Below are 19,872 nucleotides of genomic sequence, written 5' to 3' on the forward strand. Positions count from 1 at the left end.
CCTAACCTCCGGCCCATGAGAAGCGCGGAGATCAGGCTGGCCCGGCGGCCGGGCGCCGTACCGGTGATGGACGACTTCGAGCCGGCCGTGCGGGAGCTGCCCGACCCGGCCGGCGGCGAGGTGGTGGTCCGCAACCGGCTCATGGCGCTCGGCGCGGCGATGCGGTCGCTGCTGGCCGGCGGGCTCGGCGTGCGGCCCGGCTACGAGGTGGGGGAGCCGCTGTTCGGCAAGGCGGTCGGCGAGGTGGCGGCCTCGGCGAGCCCGGCGCTGCCGGTCGGCGCGACCGTGCTGCACGGGCTCGGGTGGCGCGAGTACGCGGCCGGCCCGGCGGCGCGGTTCCGCCGGATCGACGCGGGCGACGAGGTCGCGCTGCTGTCGGGCGGCCTGACCGCGTACGCGGGGCTGCGCGCGGCCGGGCTGCGGCCCGGGGAGACGGTGTACGTGTCCGGCGCGGCCGGCGGCATCGGCAGCCTCGCCGGGGTGATCGCGCGGGCGCTCGGGGCCGGGCGGGTGATCGGCAGCACCGGCAGCGCGGGCAAGGTGGCGGCGCTGACGGAGCGGTTCGGGTACGACCTCGGATTCCAGCACGGTGTGGAGGCGCTGCGCTCGGCGGCGCCGGACGGGGTGGACGTCGGCTTCGACACCGTCGGCGGCCCGCTGCTCGCGGAGCTCGTCGGCGCGATGCGGCCGCGGGGCCGCATCGCGCTGTGCGGGGCGCTGGCGGCCCAGCTCGGCGGCGCCGGCGACCCGGCGCTCGACCTGACGACGGTCATCGGCCGGCGGCTGTCGCTGCACGGGTTCACCACGGCCGACGAGCCGCGGCACGAGGCGGAGTTCCTGGGCCTGCGGATCGCGGTGCCGCACACCGTGGTCGACGGCCTCGCCGCCGCGCCGCAGGCCCTGCTCGACCTGTTCGCCGGCCGCCATACCGGGACCGTGGTGGTTCGGCTGGCATAGTGGGGTGATGCGCATCGGGGCACTGGCCGAGGCGGCCGGGACGACCACCAGGACGCTGCGGTACTACGAGCAGGAGGGCCTGCTCACCAGCGCCCGCACGCCGGCCGGCTACCGCGACTACGACCTTGCCGCGGTACGCCGCGTGCGCAACATCCGCGAGCTGCTGGCGCTCGGCTTCACCATCGCCGACGTGCGCGAGTTCCTGCCGTGGCTCGACCGCGACCTGCCGCCGACGTTCGCCGTGGGCCCCGGATGCGCGGCCGCGATGCGGGTCGCCGACGAGCGGCTCGCCCTCATCCGCGAGCGCCTCGACACGCTGACCCGCCTGCACGACAGCCTCGCCGGCCGCCTCGACCGCCCGGCGTTCACCCCCGGCGCGGGCGTTCCGGCCGCCGCGCGGCGCTGACGGCCGCCGCGGCGGCTCGGCCCTCGCCTCGGGCGGCCGGCGCTACCCGCCGGCCATCGCCCCGATGATCAGCAGCGGCTCGAGCCCCGCCGCGACCGGCGCCGGCAGCGGGGTGTCCGGCGGGTCGTTGGACAGGTCCTCCTCGCACGCGTAGAAGCGCACGAACGCTCGGCGCCGGCCGCTGCCCCGGTCGCGGACCGTGCCGAGCAGCACCGGGTAGCGGGCCTCCAGCGCGTCGAGAACCCGCGCGAGCGTCGGCTCCCCGGCCACGTCCAGCTCGACCTCGCGGCCGGCCTTGGCCAGGTTGCGCAGGTGCGGCGGCAGCACGACCCGGATCACGGCAGCGTCTGCACCTCGACGGAGAGCACGGCCGGCAGGTCCCGCACGATCGGCGCCCAGGTGTCGCCGGCGTCGGCGGAGCGGTACACCTGCCCGCCCGTGGTGCCGAAGTAGATCCCGCACTCGTCCAGCGTGTCGACCGCCATGGCGTCGCGCAGCACGTTGACGTAGCAGTTGGCCTGCGGCAGGCCCTCGGTGAGCGGCTGCCACTCGTCGCCGCCGCTGCGGGAGCGGTACACGCGCAGCCGCCCGTCCGGCACGTAGTGCTCCGAGTCGCTCGTGATCGGCACGACGTAGACGGTCTCCGGCTCGTGCGCGTGCACGGCGATCGGGAAGCCGAAGTCGGTCGGCAGGTCGCCGCTGATCTCCCGCCACGACCCCCCGCCGTCGTCGGTGCGCATGACGTCCCAGTGCTTCTGCATGTAGAGCACGTCGGGGCGCGACGGGTGCATCGCGAGCCGGTGCACGCAGTGCCCGACCTCGGCGTCGGGGTCGGGGATCTGGCCCGACACGAGCCCCCGGTTGATCGGCCGCCAGCTCTGCCCCGCGTCGTCGGACCGGAACGCCCCGGCCGCCGAGATCGCCACGTAGATCCGGTCCGGGTGCACCGGGTCGAGGATGATCGTGTGCAGGCACATGCCGCCGGCGCCCGGCTGCCACCGCGGCCCGGAGTCGTGCCGGCGCAGCGCGGTGAGCTCCTGCCACTCGTGGCCGCCGTCGGTCGAGCGGAACAGCGCGGCGTCCTCGGCTCCGGCGTAGACCGTGTCCGGGTCGTCGCGGGACGGTTCGAGGTGCCAGATCCGCTTGAACTCCCACGGCCGGGGCGTGCCGTCGTACCACAGGTGCTCTCCGACCTCACCCGCGTAGCCGAAGTCGTTGCCGACCGGCTCCCAGGTGCGGCCGCCGTCGCAGGAGCGCTGGATCAGCTGCCCGAACCAGCCCCCGGACTGCGAGGCATAGAGCCGGTCGGGGTCCGCGGGCGAGGCGTTGACGTGGTACACCTCCCACCCGCCGAAATGCGGCCCGTCCACCTTCCAGTCCTGGCGCTTGCCGTCCGCGGTGAGGACGAACGCACCCTTGCGCGTGCCGACGAGCACCCGAACCCCGGTCATGGCGTCACCTCCTCGTGCATCGTCACACGGATGACGGCCGTCCGCGGCCCGTGACCACCGATTCAACCTCCCGCGGGCCGCTACGCCGCCGGGCGCGCCGTAGTCTGATCTTCAGGCGGTTATTTGCGAACAATAGGGTGAATCGTGAGCGATGTCGATGTTGCGGTGGTCGGCGGCGGGGCCGCCGGTGCGCTGGTGCTGGCGCACCTGACCCGGCTCGCCGCCGCCCGGGTCCGGGTCGCCCTGATCGACTGCGGGCCCGGCGAGGTCGGCAGCGGCACCGCGTACCGCACCCCGGACCCGGCGCACCTGCTCAACGTCCGGGCCGGGGCGATGAGCGCCTGGCCGGACCGGCCCGACCACTTCGCCCGCTGGCTCTCGGCCAACGGGTGGGGCGGCGTGGGCGGCGAGGACTTCGCCCAGCGCGCCGCCTACGGGGCCTACCTCGCCTCGCTGGCCTACGACGCCGCCGGCGGCGGCCAGGCGGACGTGCGCCTGATCCGGGGCCGGGCCAACGGCCTGCACCGCAGCCCCGACGGCTGGACGATCACCATCGACGGGGCCGCCCCGGTGCACGCGAGCGAGGTCGTGCTGGCCATCGGCATCGAGCCGCCGGCCCAGGCCTGGGTGCCGCGCCGCCTGCGCGGCCGGCCCCGGTTCGTCGCCGATCCGTGGCGGCCCGGCGCCCTGGACGGCGTCGGGCCCGGCGACCCGGTCCTCATCGTCGGCACCGGGCTCACCGCCGTCGACGTCGCCGTGTCGCTGTCGGCGCGGACCCGGCGGCCGATCACCGCCACCTCGCGCAACGGCCTGCTGCCGTTCGCCCACACGCGCGAGGCCCGCGCGTCCATGCCGCTCGACGGCGGCGAGCTGCCCGCCAGCGTCAAGGAGCTGCGGCGGCTGGTGCATCGCCGTGTGCGCGAGTCGATCGCGGCGACCGGCGACTGGCGCCCGGCCATCGACGGGCTGCGGCCGCACACGCAGGCGATCTGGTCGGGCCTTCCGGAGGCGGACCGGCGCGAGTTCCTGCGGCGGGACCTGCGCCGCTGGGAGAATGCGCGGCACCGCATGGCGCCCACGGTGGCCGACGCGATCGCCGGGCTGCGGGCGGAGGGCCGGCTGCTGATCGCCGCCGAGCACCCGTCGGTCGCCATCGCCGTCGCCGGGCCCGACAGCTGGATCATCAACACCACCGGGCCCGACCCGGACCTGGCCGGGTCGACGAACCCGCTGATCCAGCAGCTCTTCGCCGAGGGGTACGTCACGACGGGCCCGCTGGGCATGGGCTGGGCGACCACGGACGACGGGCAGCTGCGCGACGCCTACGGCGAAGCGGTGCCGGGCCTGTGGACCCTCGGCAGCACCCGCCGGGGCCAGCTGCTGGAGACCACCGCGGTGCCGGAGATCCGGGCACAGGCCCTGGACCTCGCCGAGCGCCTGCGCGACACGCCGTCGCCGCGGCGCGGCCCCGGACCGCGGCGCGGCTCCGGCCACCTGGTCCGCCGCGACCAGTACGGCCTGCCGATCCTGACCACGGCGCGGGCCGGCGAGCACTTCGACGACGCGGTGCGGCGGGTCCTGCGCGTCCAGCGGGGCGCGGAAGAGGCCCTCGATGCGGCGATCGCCGAGGACCCGTCGTTCGCGCTCGCGCACATTGTGCGCGCGCTGCTGGCCGCCGAGGGGGTCATCGTCGCCGACGCGCGCGGCGCCCTGGCCGAGGCCGAGCGGGCCGCGGGCACGCGCACCGACGCCCGCACCGGCAGCCTCCTGCGGGCCGTCACCGGCCGCGTCCGGGCGAACGACCCGGCCGGGCTGCTCCGGCACATCGACGAGTTCCCCCGCGACGCGCTCGTGGTCAACGCGTGCGTGCCGACGATCGCGTTCGGCGGCGCGACCCAGGTCCCGCAGCACGCCTGGGCGATCGTCGAGCGGCTGGCCCCGGTGTACGGCGAGGACTGGTGGTACCTCGGGCTCCTGGCGTTCGTACGGCAGGAACAGCACCGGTGGGCCCTGAGCGCCGACCTCGCCGAGCGCGCCCTCGCCGCCGACCCGTCCGGCGGTCATGCGGCGCACGCCCGCAGCCACGTCTACTACGAGACCGGCGAGCACCGCGCCGGGCTCGAGTGGCTCGACGGCTGGATCAGGGGGCCGGGCCGGACCGCGTTCCAGAGCGCGCACTACTCGTGGCACGCCGCGCTGCACGAGATCGCCCTCGAACGCTGGGCCGACGTGTCGGCCCGGCTGCGGGGCCAGCTGTCGCCGCCCTCGGTCAGCGGCGTGCGGGCGCTCGTCGACTCGGCGTCGCTGCTGTGGCGCTGCCACGTGCTCGGCGCGTCGGCCCAGCCGGTGGCGATCGACGAGGTGCTCGGCGCGGTTGCGCAGGAGCTGCTGCACGAGCCGCCGACCGCCTTCATCGGCCTGCACGCCGCGCTCGCCCTGGCCGCCGCGGGCGACCTCGACCGGCTCGACGCCCTGCGCCGGTACGCCGCCGGCCGCACCGAGCCGGCGTTCGACCTCGTCGCCGTCCTCGTCCGGGCGCTGATCGCGTACCTCACCGGCGACTACGCGCTCACCGTCGAGCTGATCTCCCGCCGCACGGGCGAGTGGGTCCGGCTCGGCGGCAGCGACGCCCAGCGCGAAATCATCGACGACACCCTGCTCAGCGCGCTGCACCGCGCGGGCCGCTACACCTCCGCCCCGACGGGGAGATGATCGCCCGGCCCGGCCGTCAGCCCACACCGGCGGCGCCGCCCCCGAGGCCCGCGGTTGCGGGGGCCCCGGAGGCAACGCTCCCGTGCGTCGCGCCGACGGTCAAGGTCAGGCCGTCAGGCGCGGATCCACTGCTGGTTGCTGCCGCCGTTGCAGGTCCAGAGCTGCACGGCGGTGCCGTTGGCCGTGCCCGCGCCGTTGACGTCCAGGCAGAGCCCCGAACCGACGCCGACGATCGTGCCGTCGGCGTTGAGGCGCCACTGCTGGCTGGTCCCGCCGGTGCAGGTCCAGATCCGGGCCCGGGAGCCCGCCGAGGTGCCGGGCACGTCCAGGCACTTGTTGCCGTACACCGTCAGCTGGTTGCCTGCGGTCGCCGTCCACTGCTGGTTCGCCCCGCCGTTGCAGTCCCAGATCTGCACGACGGCCCCGTCGGCCTGGCTGGCGCCGTTGACGTCGAGGCACCGGTTCGAGCCCGCGCCGCGCACCTCGCCGGTGGCGCCGCCGGTGCCGCCCACCGGGGTGATGGACAGGTTGTCGAACTGCGCGGTCACGCCCTGGGCGGTGGCGTACCCGATCTGGCCGGCCACCCAGGTGGAGTCCGAGACGCTGCCGAGGGTGGTGCCGTCGATCGCCGCGGTGAGGGTGCTCCCGTTGAGCGTGAGCGACAACGAGTGCCAGCGCCCGGTGCCCAGCGCCGACGTGGTGCCGCTGGCCAGCGTGCGCCAGTTGCCGCTGGTGTTGTTGCTGCGGATCGACCAGGCGCCGGTGTCGGAGACGCGCAGGTAGTAGCCGTTGAGGTTCTGCGGGCCCTGGTGGTTGTAGGTGTTGCCGCGGCCGATGAGCTGCACGTAGCCGGGCTTCTCCAGCATGACGTCCGATGAGACGGTGTAGTTGCGCCAGGTCAGGTCGCCCAGCAGCGTGAACGGCTCGGCCTGGCCGGACGTCCAGAAGATGGGCGCCTGCTCGGACATCTGACGGACGCACTGCCCGCTGCGCCCGCCCCCGCACCCGGCGACCTCGAACGAGCCCTGCTGGTCCATGAGGTACTTCGCCTCGCGGCCGGTCGCGTAGCCGTCGAAGTTGTCGCTGTAGGGCAGCTTCAGGTTGCCCTGCGCCGGGCTGGCCGCCGCGCCCTTGCCCTGCCCGGTGGTGGTCGTGATGCTGTACACGTAGCCGGGCTGGACGGTGAGCGAGAAGCTGCCGCCGGACGGCGTGATGTCGGCCCCGCGCACGAACTGGTCGGCCGGGCTGTTGGACCGGACGTTGCTGGACCACACGTGCACGGTGCCGGTGGACAGGCCACCGGTGACGCTGAACGTCAGCGTCTGCGCCGCGGTCGCGTCCATCGTCTCCACGACGGTGCTGTAGTCGGCCCCGGCCGGCGACCGGAGCGAGACGTAGCTGCCGTTGTTGCGGTTGCCGCCGATGTAGCCGCTGGAGCTGTCCAGGTAGCGCCATCCGGGCGCGGTGAACTGGGTGGTCTGCGCCATGACCCAGGTGTTCCTGCCGATGGAGTAGTAGCCGGACCAGGGCTGCGGGGCGACCGCGACGCCGGTGGTGGCCCAGGGGATGTTGGGAGTGATGGCGGCGATCACGGGCCAGTTGATGTAGCCGGTCATCTTGCCGTCGATGTAGCCGCGGTTGATGCCGCGGGCGAGCGCCGCGGCGCCCGCGTTGTAGTCGTCCGAGCCGTTCTCGCTGGCCCACAGCGCCTTGCCGGTCGACACGGCGTTGCCGGAGCTGGGGCAACTGCTCTGCGCGCTGCGGTACCCGCAGACGTAGTGGCTGCCGAAGACCGACACGGCGCCGGCGAACGCCGGGTCACGCAGCGAGTCGTCGGCGGCGGCCCAGCCGAAGTCGTCCGAGGCCACGAGCTTCACATTGGCGTACCCGCGCGAGTTCAGGGCGGAGCGCAGGTTCTTGTACCAGGTGACGTTGTAGCCCTTCTCGTTCCAGCCGCCGAGGTAGTTGATCGTCAGCCCGTGCGTGCCCGCGCAGTCCAGCCACGCCAGCAGGTAGTCGATCGAGTCGTTGGACCAGAAGTTGCCGTTGCCGATCCAGCCGGGGGCGCCCCACGCCAGGCCGACCAGGTTGATGTTCGGGTTGCGGGCTTTCGCCTGCTCCATCAGCCACCACTCGTACCCCCGGTTGCAGTTGACGCTGCCCCGCGTGTGCTCGTGGCTGGGCTCCGCGCCCGAGGTCGAGTTGGTGTCCCCGCCGATCTCCACCTTCAGGATCTGCATCGCCGCGCCGTAGCCCGGCTTGAACAGGTAGTCCAGGATGTCGCTGCGCTGAGGCTCCGGGTAGTCGGTCAGCAGCCGCGAGTTGCCGCCGCCACCGCTGACGGCGCCCACGCCGTCGAGCACGCGCCCGCCCGACGCGCCGTTGATCGTGATCGCCGTCGCGGCGTGCGCCGGGGAGGCCGCCCACACCAGGACGGCGGCCGCGCCCATGGCGATCGCCGCGGCGGCGGCCCGCCATCGGCGCGCCGCCGGCGGTCGCAGGCGCATCGCTCTTCTCGACATGTGTATCTCTCGCTTTCCCCGGCCACTGGCGGATGTAGGGGATCTGGACATAGGACGTATTACGTTAAGGGCGAGCGTTGGAATAGGTCAATATCGATACCGAGCCACGTGAAAGTTTCACCGGCCGATGGGGTGTGCCGCATCGATTGGTGCAAATCGTTGACTCAATACGTCATACGACCTATGTTTCCGGGACGTCTCCGGTCGTGATCCGGACCCCCGATGGATGTCGATCACCAGCAAGGAGCCACAGCTGTGAGAACACTGCAGAGACGCCGCCTGGTTCCCCGGTGGCTCGCCGTCGTCGGCGCCGTCGCCACGGTCGCCGCCGCGACGCTCGCCGTCATGACGGCCACCGTCCCGCCCGCCTCCGCGGCGACGACGGCCGGCTGCGGCAAGACCCCGACACTGCACAACGGCTCGTACACCATCCAGAGCAGCGGCCAGAGCCGGAGCTTCATCCTGCGGATTCCCGACGGCTACAGCAACGCGCGCGCGTACCGGCTGATCTTCGCGTACCACTGGCGCGGCGGCACCATGAACGACGTCTCCTCGGGCGGCACCAGCGGCGCCACCTGGTCGTACTACGGCATGCAGGAGCAGTCCAACAACAGCGCGATCCTGGTCGCGCCGCAGGGCATCGGCAACGGCTGGGCCAACACCAACGGCCAGGACCTCACGTTCACCGACGACATGGTCCGGATGATCGAGAACGACCTCTGCGTCGACACGACGCAGCTGTTCGCCATGGGATTCAGCTACGGCGGCGGGATGAGCTACGCCGTCGCGTGCGCCCGGGCCACCGTCTTCCGGGCGGTTGTGGTCTACTCCGGCGCGCAGCTGTCCGGCTGCAGCGGCGGCACCCAGCCGATCGGGTACTTCGGCATCCACGGCGTCTCCGACAATGTCCTCAACATCTCCTCGGGCCGGGCGCTGCGCGACACGTTCGTGCGCAACAACGGCTGCGCCGCGCAGAACGCGCCGGAGCCGGCGCCGGGCAGCGGGCGGCACATCACGACCGTCTATTCGTGCCGGGCCGGGTACCCGGTGCAGTGGGCGGCCTTCGACGGCGGTCACGGACCCGCTCCCGTGGACGGCTGCTCCGGCTGCGACGACGGCGCCCGGACGTGGACCAAGGGTGAGGCCTGGCGGTTCATCTCGTCGTTCGGGACCACGTCGCCGTCCAGCCCGCCGGTGTCCGGTTCGCCGTCGAGCAGCCCCCCGGCCGGCCAGTCCAACGTGACGATCGTGGGGGCGGCGTCGGGTCGCTGCCTCGACGTGCCGGGTTCCAGCACGACGAACGGCGCACAGGTGCAGCTGTGGGACTGCCACGGCGGCTCCAACCAGCGCTGGACCTACACCGCCGGCCGGCAGCTGACGGTGTACGGCAACAAGTGCCTGGACGCCAGCGGGCAGGGGACGAGCAACGGCACGGCCGCCGTCATCTGGGACTGCAACGGTCAGAGCAACCAGCAGTGGAACGTCAACGCCAACGGCACGATCACGGGCGTCCAGTCCGGACTGTGCCTCGACGTCAGCGGCGCCGCCACGGCCAACGGCACCAAGGTGCAGCTCTGGTCGTGTCACGGCGGCTCCAACCAGCAGTGGAGCCTGCGCAGCTGACCCGGGCCGGGTGTGTCCGGCGCCGGACCGGCGCCGGACACACGCATGCGGATGCGGGCTGAGCCGTGCCCGGGCCCGCCTCGTACTCTTGTCGGTGCACCGTTCGTGGTGCGAACGGGTGCCGGCGAAGGGACGAGGCATGGCAACGACGGCGGGGCCATCCCGTCGGCGGCCCACACTCGCCGAGGTCGCCGCGCGCGCCGGTGTGTCGATGACCGCGGCCTCACGGGTGATCAACAATGCGCCGCACGTGAGCCGGGCCAAGCGGGAGGCCGTCGAGAAGGCCATCCGGGATCTCGGCTACGCCCCCAGCCGCAGCGCCCGCGCGCTGGCCACCCGCAAGAGCGGCGTGATCGCGCTGGCCGTCTCCGGCGACGACCCCGCCCTCTTCGCCGATCCGTTCTTCGCCCACGTCATCGTCGGCATCTCGGCGGTGCTGGAGGAGACCGACCTGCACCTGCTGCTGTGCCTGGCGGCGTCGGCCCGCTCGCATGCGCGGTTCAAGGGCCTCCTCGGCACGCGCGCGGTCGACGGCGTCCTGCTCGTCGCGCTGCGCGGCGACGATCCGCTCGTGCACATCGTGGAGCGGTCCGGCCTGCCCACCGTCTACGGCGGCCGGCCGCTGCGCGGCGAACCCAGATGGTTCGTCGACGCGGACAACCACGGCGGGGCCCGGAAGGCCACCGATTACCTGATCGGGCTCGGGCGGACCCGCGTCGCCGTCGTCACCGGCCTGCCCGACACCGAGGTCAGTGAGGCCCGGGAGCGCGGCTACCGCGATGCGATGGCCGCCGCCGGGCTGACCCCGCCCGCCGTGGCGGCCGGCGACTTCACCGTCACCGGCGGCGCCGCGGCGATGACGGCCCTGCTGGACGCCCGGGCCGACCTCGACGCGGTGTTCGTCGCCAACGACAACATGGCGGCGGGCGCCATGCGCGTGCTGCGCGAGCGCGGGCGCCGGGTGCCCGACGACGTGGCCGTCGTCGGCTTCGACGACCTCGAGATCGCGACCCGCACGGACCCGCCGCTGACCACGGTGCACCAGCCGGTCCGCGCGCTGGGCGAGGAGATGGCCCGGATGCTCACGGCGCTGCTGTCCGGCCAGCAGCCCAACCCGCTCATCCTGCCCACGCGCCTGGTGGTGCGGGAATCGGCCTGAAACTTTCAGCTCCGGCCGCGCGCACGCACACGCTCCCACCTCGCCGCATCTGACGGACCGCGCCCCGGCCCGCCTCGTCATTGCGCCCGCAGCGCGCTCACGGCCCGAGACTGTTGGAAGCGCTTCCATAGCTTATCACCTGCGGATCTCTCCGGTCGAACGGTGACAGATCTGGAAGCGGTTCCACCTCGCTCACCGTCCGCATCGGAGGATTTCCATGAAACGACTGTCCGTCGCCGCCGCCGCGACACTGCTCGCGGTCGGCGGGGCCGTCGCCGTCGCGGTGGCGGCGCCGGCCGGCGCCGACACCCAGATCTGCACCAAGTACGGGTCGACGTCCATCCAGGGCGGCCGGTACATCGTGCAGAACAACGTCTGGGGCGACGACACGACCCAGTGCATCAACGTCACGAACACCGGCTTCGCGGTCACCTCCGCGGTCCACAACCTGCCGCAGAACGGCGCGCCGGCGGCCTATCCCTCGGTGTACGCCGGATGCCACTACGGCAACTGCACCTCGGGCAGCGGCCTGCCGCTCGCGGTGAGCGACAGCCGGTTCGCCACCATCGCCACGAGCGTCAGCATGTCGTACCCCAACAACGGCAGCGTGTACGACGCCTCCTACGACGTCTGGTTCGACCCGACCCCGCGCACCGACGGCCAGAACACCGGCGCCGAGCTGATGGTCTGGCTCAACAAGACCGGGTCCGTGCACGCCGCCGGCTCACAGGTCGGCACGGTCAACATCGCGGGCGCGAACTGGGACGTCTGGTACGGCAACTACGGCTGGAACGTCGTGTCCTACGTCCGGCAGAGCCCGACCTCGTCGATCAGCTTCAACGTGTCACCCTTCTACCGGGACATGGTCAACCGCGGCTACGCCCAGAACTCCTGGTACATCACCAGCGTCCAGGCCGGCTTCGAGCCCTGGGTCAACGGCACCGGCCTGGCCGTCAACAACTTCTCGTACAGCATCGGCGGCGGCAGCACCGGCTCGCCCAGCCCGAGTTCCACCGGCGGCGGGACGGGCGGCGCAAGCTGCCGGGTCAGCTACACGAAGTCGGAGTGGCCCGGCGGCTTCACCGGAAACGTCACCGTGACCAACACCGGCACGAGCCCGATCAACGGCTGGTCGCTGGGCTTCTCGTTCCCCGGCGATCAGCACATCACGAACGCGTGGAGCGCCACGGTCAGCCAGAGCGGCTCGGCGGTGACCGCCACCAACGTCGGATACAACGCCCAGATCCCACCCGGCGGCAACACGTCCTTCGGTTTCCAGGGAACCTGGAACTCCAACGACAGCAACCCCACCTCGTTCCGGCTGAACGGCACCGCCTGCTCCAACGGCTGAACGGGCCGGCCCCACGCCGGCCGCCCATGGGGGTGGCCGGCGTGGGGCGTCCGTGCAGGGCGACGTCGCCGCGTCGCGCCGTCACCTGATCCGCGCAGCCCTCAGTGGCAGCATGGGCCGGCCCACCGCCGGGGCCGTTCGCTGCCTCCGTGTCCGCCTCCGCGGTCGTCCGCGACCGGTCCTGCGGCGGTGGACGGATCGGCGGCCCGGGCGCTCATGCGGGTGCCCCGTTCGGGTGCCCGGCCGTGGCGATCGCCCGGCCGACCGTCAGCGCCTGCCGAAGCTCCGGCTCCAGCGACGAGCGGTATTCCGCGTCCGGTTCGGCGCCGACGGCGTCGACGACGGTACTGAAGAAGCAGCGCGCCGCGGCGGTCAGCGCCACGTCGAAGATCTCCGTGTCGCTCAGGCCGTGGCGGCGAAGCGTCTCCACGTCGGCGGCGGTGACGGCGGTCGGGTTGCCGGCGACCTTCTCCGCGAAGTCCATCACCGCCACGTCCACCGGGTCCAGGCCGGCGTCGTGGTGGTCGAGGGCGACGCGGTGCAGGGTCGCCGCGTCGAAGTACCGCTGCCGCAGCAGCGTGCCGTGGGCCAGCGCGCAGTAGCTCGACCGCAGGCGCCGGGCCGCCGCCAGGGTGGCCAGCTCGTACCGCCGGTGCTGCATCCCGGACTTGATGGCGACGTTGAGCCCCGCCCAGGCGTCCAGCACGGCCGGGCGCAGCGCGAACACCCGCGTGTAGTTGGCGACGTACCCGTGGCGGGCGCGGTCGGCGGCGAACTGGCGGGCGACGTCCTCGCCCGCCAGCGCCTCCTCCGGTGGGTCCAGGTAGGACATTTCAGCCGACCGTGACCGTAACCGGCACGGGGTTGGCGAGGACGTCGAACACGGCCGAGCGAGCCGTCGACTGCTCGACGATCTGCCGCAGCGTGTCGGCCGGGGCGTCGCCCTCGATCATGAACCGGACCGCGATGTTCTGGTACCCGTTGCGCACACCCGGGTCGAGGCCGAGGATGCCGTTGAGGTCGATGTCGCCGGCGACCTCCGAACGCACCGAGGTGAGGGTGACCCCGCGGGCGGCCGCGATGTTGGCGATGCCGGCGGTCAGGCAGGCGGCGAGGGCGTGCAGCACGTACTCGACCGGGGTCGGGCCGTTGTCCTTGCCGACGAGCACGGCCGGGTGGTCGGCGTCGAAGGTGAAGCTGCGCTCGTGGGTGCGCTCCTCCCCGACGCCGAAGTAGCCGTGGATGGTGCTGCGGTTGTGGGTGCCGCTGACCCAGCTGTTGGCGGCGCGGAACTGGAATCGGGCCGCCTCGGGAGCGGCCTTGACCGCGTCGATGGTGGCGAACAGGGTGGCGGTGTCGACGCCGTTGGTCATCGTGAACTCCTGACAAGTGGTAGGGACACCAGCTCCTCCGCCTCGACGTCGAGGGCGTGGGAGAGCTGCTTTTGCAGTTCGACGAAGTCGGCGACCGGCGGGTAGGCCGCCAGGGCGCACGTCAGGTCGAAGACTTCGCGCAGGGCGCGGTCGCGTCGCCGCTGATACTCGGCGAGCTCGCCGTCGCCGCCGCCGCGCAGCGCCCGGTCGAGGGCGTCGGCGAGCAGTTCCGCGTCGCGGTAGGCGTCGCTGAGCCCGTGGCCGGTGACGGCGTCGCGGTGGTAGCCGGCGTCGCCGACGAGGGCCCAGCCCGGGCCGTGAGCGCGGCGCAGGATGTTGGGGTGGCGCAGCATGCCGGCGACCGGGGACGTCCGCCGGCCACCGGCCAGCCGGTCCGCGAGCTCGGGCGCCGCCCGCCGCAGGAGCGCTTCGAAGGCGGCGGCCCGCGACGGGGCCGCGCGCCGCTGCGCCCGCGCGTCCTCGGTGGGCGTCGTCACCCAGATGCAGGCCTCGCCGCCGTTGGTCGGGAAGACGCCGGCCAGAGCCCGGTCGGCCGCGACGAGCTCGATGCCGTGCCAGGGCAGCCCGCCGTAGTAGGCGTACTGCGCCGCGCCCTGATCGCCGCGGTCCTCGATCACCTCGGCGGTGACGGACCGGGCGATGACGGACCGCAGGCCGTCGGCGCCGACGACGTAGCGCGCGGCGATCGACACCGGGGCACCCGACGCCCCCCGCCCGACGACGCCGCAGGCGCGGCCGGTGCCGTCGAACCGGACGCCGTCGACCGTGACGCCGGTGACGGCCCGGGCGCCGGCCCGGGCGGCCGCGTCGAGGACGATCGTGTCCAGCACGCTCCGGCGCGGCGCGGCGAGCAGGTCGACGCCGGCCTTGTGCTTGATGGTGCGGGTGACGGACGCGCCGGCGGCGCTGAAGGTCACCTGCCGGATGGCGGGCGCCCCGCTCGCCAGTACCGTGTCGAGCAGGCCCCAGCGGTCCAGCTGGACGATGCCGGGCCGGGCCAGCTGGTGCGTCGAGATGGTGTCGGACGGGAACGTCGCCCGGTCGACGACGACCACGTCGTGGCCCAGCCGGGCCAGCAGCAGCGCGGTGGCCGCCCCGGCGGCCCGGCCACCGACAATGACGACGTCGTGTAATACGTTCACGGGATCGAACGGTAGGTTCGCCCGCCGTGTGCCGAATGGGGAGCGCCCCCTAACTTGGCTCCCCGGCACCACCCAGATTGCGGCGATGGGCGGCGGCGACGGCCTGGGCGCGGTTGGCTACGCCGAGCTTGGCCAGCACCGCCGAGATGTGGTGGTCGACGGTCTTCGCCGACAGCGTGAGCCGGGCGGCGATCTCGGCATTGGACAGGCCCTCGACGAGCAGCTCGAGGACGTCGGCCTGGCGCGGGGTCAGCCCGGCGGCGTGCTCGGCGGTCGCCCGGCGCGGACCGCGCGGCACCTTGGCCACACCACGCCGGCGCAGATCCGCCCGCAGGCGGTCGGCGGGCAGGACCGCGCCGAGCTCGTCGTAGAGGCGCAGCGCCTCGAGCGCGGCCGGCTCGTCCCCGGCGGACAGCGCCTCGGCCCGCAGGTAGGTCGCGCCGCGGCGCTGCCACTCGTCGGCGGCCTGTTGCCATTCGCCGTCGATCATCAGCTGGTACGGGCGGGCGATGCCGTCCGGCAGCGGGCCGCGGCCGCCGGCGCGCCGGTACCGGTAGGCGAGCCGGCCGGTGACGAACGGCTGGCCGACGACGGTCCCGGCGAGCTCCAGCCCGCGTAGCGCCTCCTGCTGGGCGCGCTGCGGTTCGCCGGCCAGCAGGAAGTACTCCGAGCGGCCGTCGGCGACGGGCGCAACGAACTGGACGGCGTTGACGCGCAGCGCCTCCCGCAGCCCGGCGTCCAATGTGGACAGCGCGTCGGGGTGCCCGCGCGCGGCCAGGATGCGGCCCTTCATGGCGAGCGGCAGCACGGCGTTGACGCCGACCCGGCCGCTGCGGGCGATGATCTCGTCGGCGTCGGCGAGCGCACCGTCCCAGTCCGCGCGCTCGAACCGGATCCGGGTCCGGATTCCGAGCGCGAACAGGGCGTAGCCGTCGAGGTTCTGCGCGACCGTGTACGCGCAGGCCGGTTCCACGGCCGCCGCCGCATCGGCGTATCGGGCCAGCTCGTCGGCGAGGACGCCGGCGATGTTGCCCAGGGCGCGGGAGGCGTGCGCGGCGAAGCCGTGCGCGGCGGCGGTGCGGTGCGCGGTCTCCAGGGCCTCCCGCGCACCGGGGGCGTCCAGGGCGAGCCGGGCCGTGTTGACGCTGATCGTGGCGTAGAGCGCGGTGTCGAGGTCGCCGAGCCGTTCGGCGAGGTCGCGGGCGCGCTCGCCCCAGGCGACGGCGTCGTCGAGCTCGTACGTGAGGCAGTAGAGGTGCGCCAGGTTCCCGTACGCCGTCGCGAGCAGCTGCTCGTCGTGCCCTTCCAGGACGGTCACCGCCCGGTTGGCCGCCTGCCGGGCCAGCGCGGCGTCGCCGGTCCACCAGGCCAGCCGGGAGATCCAGCGCAGGTTCTCACCCACCCGCTCCGGCTGGTCCAGGCCTTCACGCAGCGCGAGCGCGGCGTGGCGGGCGCGCAGGCCCTCGTCGTGCAGGCCGGCGAGGTAGGCCTGCTCGGCGTACTCCTCCAGCAACGCGGCCCGCTCGGCCGGGGCGAGCTGCGCGGCATGCCCGACGGCGGCGCGGTAGTGCGCGGCGGCCTCGCGGTGGGCGCCCTGACGCGCGGCGCCGGCGCCGGCGACCTGCCCGTAGCGCAGCACCGCCCCGCTGTCGCCGGCGTGCACGGCGTGGTGGACCAGCCGGCCCGGGTCGACCCCGGCCACCCGGGCCAGGACCGCCAGCACCCGCCGGTGCAGCGCGGCCCGCCGGGCGGGCGACAGCGCGTCCTCGACGGCGCCGCGCAGCAGCTCGTGCCGGAACGCCACGCCGTCGCCGGACGGCACCAGGACCCCGCCCTCGATCGCCGCGTCGACCAGGTCGGGCGCGTCCGCGACGAGCGCCGCGTCGGCGCGGGTCGGCACCACGGACACCAGCTGCGCCAGCTCCCGGGCGGGCGCCGGCAGCGCGCGCATCCGGTCGAGGATGAGGTCCTGCACCGCGGCGGGGACGGCGTCGCCGTCGAGCAGGTCGGTCTTGAGCAGCTCCGTGACGAGCAGCGGGTTGCCGCCGGTGAGCCGGTACACCACCGAAGGGTCGCGGCCGGCCCGGCGCGCCTGCTCGGCGACGGTCGCCTCGGACAGCGAGGTCAGCGCAATCCGGTCCACGGCCCGGCTCGGCAGGGCGGCGAGCGCGCCGCGCAGCGGGTGCTCCAGGCCCAGCTCGTCGGTGCGGTACGTCAGCACGAGCAGCGCCGCGACGCGGTCGATGCGCCGGCCGAGGAACACCAGCCAGTCCAGGGTCGCCTCGTCGGCCCAGTGCGCGTCCTCGACCACGACGACGGGACGCACCCGCTGCCGCGGTCCCGACAGCTCGTCGAGGAACGCGGCGAACACCTCGCCCTGCGGGGCGCCGGCGCTCAGGCGGGCGGCGAGGATGCCGCCCGTCTGAGCGCCGATGTCCTGCAGCGGGCCGAGCACCCGCGGGGTGACCAGCCGGTCGCACGCGCCCCACAGGATCCGGGCCCGGCTTCCGCAGCGCCGGGCGAACTCGGCGACCAGAGCGGACTTGCCGAGGCCGGCCTCGCCGGACACGACCGCGACACGCCCGCCGTCGCCGCTGCGACGCAAGAGGTCGTCGAGCAGGTCGAGCGCCGCGGACCGCTCCCACAACTCCATCCGGTGATCGTACGAGCGGCACCGCCCCGGTCGCTGTCGGATGCCTGCGCCGGCCCCGGTCCGGCTGGGTCGGCGTCAAGCGCCGTGCGCGTGGTGGGACGCCGGGTGATAGCCCGCGTAGGCGAGGTGCACGGCCATGCCCTTGGCGGCGTGTTTGAGGTTGTGGCAGTGGTTCATCCACACGCCCGGGTTGTCGGCCCGCAGGCCGACCTCCCACACCTCGCCGGGCTGGACGTCGAACGTGTCCATCCACAGTGGACTTCCGGTGAAGGGGCGGCCGTTGTACCGCAGTGCCAGCACGTGGTGGCCGTGCAGGTGCATCGGGTGCGTGTCCCGGCCGCGGTTGACGATCGTGAGGTGCACGAGGTCTCCGGCGCGGACGGTCTGCGTGGTGACGTACGGGTAGGCGCGGCCGTTGACGGTGAAGGCGTACTTCGGCAGGCCGTCCGCCAGGGTCACGCCCCGGTCGAGCACCATCGTGAACCGCCGGTCGAACCGGCTCTGCGCGTCCAGCGGCGTCGGGGCCGGCGTTCCGTAGCGGGTCTGGTCGAGCGTCGGCCAGGCCGCGGTGCCGACCGGCGGCGGGGCGGGCGTGTCTGCGGCGGGCGCGAGCCGGACCGTGGCCCGGCCGTCGTCGACCTGCAGCGCCACCGGCGTCACACCCGCAGTGATCGCAACATCGGCGCGGGCGCCCGCGGGCAGCCTGATCGCCACCCGCTCCAGGACGCCAGGCCCGTTGAGGTCGGTGCCGTCGACGGCCACCAGCCGGAACGGCGCGGTGAGCGTGAGCCGGTGCGGACCGTCGTCGGTGTTGACCACCCGCAGCCGCACCGGCGTGCCCGGCGCCACGAAGTGCGTGACGGGCAGGTCGCGGTCGCCGACAGCGAGGACGGTGCCGAACGTGTGCAGCGGCAGCGTGAGGTCGGCCCCGCCGGCGGCGGCGCGCGGCCGGACGACCAGCGTGCCGTACAGCCCCAGCCGGACCGCGCGGTCGGACGCCTCATGGGTGTGGTACCAGTACGTGCCCGTCTGGTCGGCGCGGAACCGGTACTCGAAGGACTCGCCCGGCCGGACCGCCTCCTGGGTCATGCCCGCGACCCCGTCCTCGCCGGCCGGCACGTCGTAGCCGTGCCAGTGCAGCGTGACCCCGGCCGCGATGTCGGCGTTGCGCAGCGTCACAACGACAAGGTCACCCTGCGTCACCTCGAGGGCCGGCCCAGGAACCCGGCCGTCGAAGGTCCACGCCTCGACGCGCCGGCCGGAGCCGAGCGTGACCGTCGCGGTCCGAGCGGTGAGCGTGAACCGGCGGACCGGAATCCCGGACGCCGCGGCGGTCCCGGGATCCGGTCCGCGCACCGAGCTCACCGGCACGCCGTGCCCGCCGTCGTCGGCGGACGCCGGCGGCGGGACGGCAACGGCGGCGCCGAGCACGACCGGCGCCAGCGCCAGCAGCCACACCAACGGCGCCCGGCGCGAGCGGTGGCCCGCCGCCCGCCGGGTGACGACGCCGGCCAGCCCGACCGCGCCGGCCGTGACCAGCCCGGTACCCCAGCCGGGCGGATATCCGGCGAACAGGGCGAGGACCGGCCCGGCGGCCGCGGCGTACCCGGCGACGGCGAGCGCGAGCGCCGTCCACCGGCGCGCCGTGAGCGCCGCAGCGCCGGCCGCGACCGCGGTCACCGCCGCCAGCGGCAGCGTCACCGTCAGCTTCTCCTCGACGAACCACCAGCCGGCCCGGCCGAGCGCCGCGACGAGGCCGATCCGGGCGAGGAACGCAAGGACCGCGACGGCGGCGAGCGCGGCGGCCGAGCGGCGGCGCCGGGCCGCGACGCAGCCCGCCGCGGCGAGCCAGGCCGCCGCCGACAGGGCGCCGGCGAGCACCTCCAGGTCGATGAGCCGGGCGGTCACACCGCCACCTCGCTCAGCGCCTTCCCGGACGCGCCCGAGGCTTCCCCCGCTGTGCCGGGCCGGGCCGCGGACCTCCTGGTTCGCGGCGGTGCGGTGCGCACGAACCTGCGGGCCCGCACCACGCCCAGCACGGCGACGGACACGATCGCGAGTCCGTTGAGCGCGTGGAAGCCGAGGATCCACTGGGCGCCGGGCGTGCTCTGCTCCATGGTCATCTCGGTGACGAGGTGCACCAGCACGAAGATCAGGATCTGCACGACCACCAACCCGAACGGGGCGGCCGCGAGCCCGACCAGCCGGCCGGGCACGCGGGCCGCCGCGGCGACGGCCGTGGTGAGCAGCGACGCGAACGGGATCACGATGACGCCGTTCACGGAATGCATCTCGAAGGACGCGTGGTCGCGCGGGATCGAGAACGCGCCGAACGCGGCGAAATAGAACTGGGCCAGCACCGCGAGCAGCACCAGGCCGCTCATGCCCAGATATACGTTGCGCACCGTCTTGCTCCAGTCTGAGAGAGGTTCTGACCAGCGGTGCCGTCACTGTGCGAGCCCGCCCTTGGCACGCACTGGGCGTGCACGGGAGGCCGATCCC

15 protein-coding genes are annotated in these 19,872 nt (G+C 74.0%); 6 read left to right on the forward strand and 9 right to left on the reverse strand.

Annotated elements, in window-relative coordinates; translation table 11 throughout:
• Positions 1-15 precede the first annotated feature (15 nt).
• Both ACQEVU_RS21560 and ACQEVU_RS21565 read left to right on the forward strand, forming a co-directional pair.
• On the forward strand, positions 16-957 hold the full coding sequence (locus tag ACQEVU_RS21560; RefSeq protein ID WP_433326207.1) for a zinc-binding dehydrogenase: 942 nt from the start codon (positions 16-18) through the stop codon (positions 955-957).
• Between the two features lie 7 nt (positions 958-964).
• Positions 965-1,363: a MerR family transcriptional regulator gene (locus ACQEVU_RS21565; protein ID WP_433326209.1), complete on the forward strand. Its 399-nt coding sequence runs from the start codon at positions 965-967 to the stop codon at positions 1,361-1,363.
• 42 nt (positions 1,364-1,405) lie between these two features.
• On the opposite strand, the gene ACQEVU_RS21570 is transcribed toward ACQEVU_RS21565, so the two are convergent.
• Both ACQEVU_RS21570 and ACQEVU_RS21575 read right to left on the reverse strand, forming a co-directional pair.
• On the reverse strand, positions 1,406-1,702 hold the full coding sequence (locus ACQEVU_RS21570; protein ID WP_433326211.1) for a MoaD/ThiS family protein: 297 nt from the start codon (positions 1,700-1,702) through the stop codon (positions 1,406-1,408).
• Positions 1,699-2,814 carry a WD40/YVTN/BNR-like repeat-containing protein gene (locus ACQEVU_RS21575; protein ID WP_433326213.1) on the reverse strand — a complete coding sequence of 372 codons (1,116 nt, stop codon included), beginning with the start codon at positions 2,812-2,814 and terminating at the stop codon, positions 1,699-1,701. The genes ACQEVU_RS21570 and ACQEVU_RS21575 overlap by 4 nt, the downstream gene beginning before the upstream one ends.
• Before the next feature lie 144 nt (positions 2,815-2,958).
• On the opposite strand from ACQEVU_RS21575, the gene ACQEVU_RS21580 reads away from it, so the two are divergent.
• Positions 2,959-5,526, forward strand: a complete 2,568-nt coding sequence (locus ACQEVU_RS21580) for an FAD/NAD(P)-binding protein (protein ID WP_433326215.1) — start codon at positions 2,959-2,961, stop codon at positions 5,524-5,526.
• A 113-nt stretch (positions 5,527-5,639) separates the two neighbouring features.
• On the opposite strand, the gene ACQEVU_RS21585 is transcribed toward ACQEVU_RS21580, so the two are convergent.
• Positions 5,640-8,033, reverse strand: a complete 2,394-nt coding sequence (locus ACQEVU_RS21585; protein ID WP_433326217.1) for a ricin-type beta-trefoil lectin domain protein — start codon at positions 8,031-8,033, stop codon at positions 5,640-5,642.
• A 279-nt stretch (positions 8,034-8,312) separates the two neighbouring features.
• Here ACQEVU_RS21585 and ACQEVU_RS21590 point away from each other — a divergent pair, with 279 nt between their 5' ends.
• The 3 genes from ACQEVU_RS21590 to ACQEVU_RS21600 all read left to right on the forward strand — a co-directional run bounded on the left by ACQEVU_RS21590 (position 8,313) and on the right by ACQEVU_RS21600 (position 12,181).
• Positions 8,313-9,671 carry a ricin-type beta-trefoil lectin domain protein gene (locus tag ACQEVU_RS21590; protein WP_433335024.1) on the forward strand — a complete coding sequence of 453 codons (1,359 nt, stop codon included), beginning with the start codon at positions 8,313-8,315 and terminating at the stop codon, positions 9,669-9,671.
• Between the two features lie 139 nt (positions 9,672-9,810).
• On the forward strand, positions 9,811-10,830 hold the full coding sequence (locus tag ACQEVU_RS21595) for a LacI family DNA-binding transcriptional regulator (RefSeq protein WP_433326219.1): 1,020 nt from the start codon (positions 9,811-9,813) through the stop codon (positions 10,828-10,830).
• A gap of 217 nt (positions 10,831-11,047) precedes the next feature.
• A complete protein-coding gene (locus ACQEVU_RS21600; protein WP_433326221.1) occupies positions 11,048-12,181 on the forward strand; it encodes a GH12 family glycosyl hydrolase domain-containing protein in 1,134 nt (377 codons plus the stop codon).
• Positions 12,182-12,395: 214 nt separating this feature from the next.
• On the opposite strand, the gene ACQEVU_RS21605 is transcribed toward ACQEVU_RS21600, so the two are convergent.
• The 6 genes from ACQEVU_RS21605 to ACQEVU_RS21630 form a co-directional block, all read right to left on the reverse strand.
• Positions 12,396-13,013: a peroxidase-related enzyme gene (locus ACQEVU_RS21605; protein WP_433326223.1), complete on the reverse strand. Its 618-nt coding sequence runs from the start codon at positions 13,011-13,013 to the stop codon at positions 12,396-12,398.
• A gap of 1 nt (position 13,014) precedes the next feature.
• A complete protein-coding gene (locus ACQEVU_RS21610) occupies positions 13,015-13,554 on the reverse strand; it encodes an OsmC family protein (RefSeq protein WP_433326225.1) in 540 nt (179 codons plus the stop codon).
• Entirely contained in the window at positions 13,551-14,717 is a 1,167-nt protein-coding gene (locus ACQEVU_RS21615) for an FAD-dependent oxidoreductase (protein ID WP_433326227.1), read from the reverse strand. The genes ACQEVU_RS21610 and ACQEVU_RS21615 overlap by 4 nt, the downstream gene beginning before the upstream one ends.
• A 49-nt stretch (positions 14,718-14,766) precedes the next feature.
• On the reverse strand, positions 14,767-17,370 hold the full coding sequence (locus tag ACQEVU_RS21620; RefSeq protein ID WP_433326229.1) for an ATP-binding protein: 2,604 nt from the start codon (positions 17,368-17,370) through the stop codon (positions 14,767-14,769).
• Positions 17,371-17,445: 75 nt separating this feature from the next.
• Positions 17,446-19,278 carry a multicopper oxidase family protein gene (locus ACQEVU_RS21625; protein ID WP_433326231.1) on the reverse strand — a complete coding sequence of 611 codons (1,833 nt, stop codon included), beginning with the start codon at positions 19,276-19,278 and terminating at the stop codon, positions 17,446-17,448.
• Positions 19,275-19,775, reverse strand: coding sequence for a DUF6220 domain-containing protein (locus ACQEVU_RS21630; RefSeq protein ID WP_433326233.1), 501 nt, complete (start codon positions 19,773-19,775; stop codon positions 19,275-19,277). Before ACQEVU_RS21630 ends, ACQEVU_RS21625 begins: the two co-directional genes overlap by 4 nt.
• Positions 19,776-19,872: the final 97 nt, after the last annotated feature.

It is taken from the genome of Dactylosporangium sp. CA-139066, assembly GCF_050936175.1.
GTDB lineage: Bacteria > Actinomycetota > Actinomycetes > Mycobacteriales > Micromonosporaceae > Dactylosporangium.

Coding starts and splice junctions, on each gene's coding strand:
- ACQEVU_RS21595 (WP_433326219.1), top strand. CDS start 9,811: ATGGCAACGACGGCGGGGCCATCCCGTCGGCGGCCCACACTCGCCGAG.
- ACQEVU_RS21605 (WP_433326223.1), bottom strand. CDS start 13,013: ATGTCCTACCTGGACCCACCGGAGGAGGCGCTGGCGGGCGAGGACGTC.
- ACQEVU_RS21600 (WP_433326221.1), top strand. CDS start 11,048: ATGAAACGACTGTCCGTCGCCGCCGCCGCGACACTGCTCGCGGTCGGC.
- ACQEVU_RS21620 (WP_433326229.1), bottom strand. CDS start 17,370: ATGGAGTTGTGGGAGCGGTCCGCGGCGCTCGACCTGCTCGACGACCTC.
- ACQEVU_RS21565 (WP_433326209.1), top strand. CDS start 965: ATGCGCATCGGGGCACTGGCCGAGGCGGCCGGGACGACCACCAGGACG.
- ACQEVU_RS21575 (WP_433326213.1), bottom strand. CDS start 2,814: ATGACCGGGGTTCGGGTGCTCGTCGGCACGCGCAAGGGTGCGTTCGTC.
- ACQEVU_RS21585 (WP_433326217.1), bottom strand. CDS start 8,033: ATGCGCCTGCGACCGCCGGCGGCGCGCCGATGGCGGGCCGCCGCCGCG.
- ACQEVU_RS21560 (WP_433326207.1), top strand. CDS start 16: ATGAGAAGCGCGGAGATCAGGCTGGCCCGGCGGCCGGGCGCCGTACCG.
- ACQEVU_RS21610 (WP_433326225.1), bottom strand. CDS start 13,554: ATGACCAACGGCGTCGACACCGCCACCCTGTTCGCCACCATCGACGCG.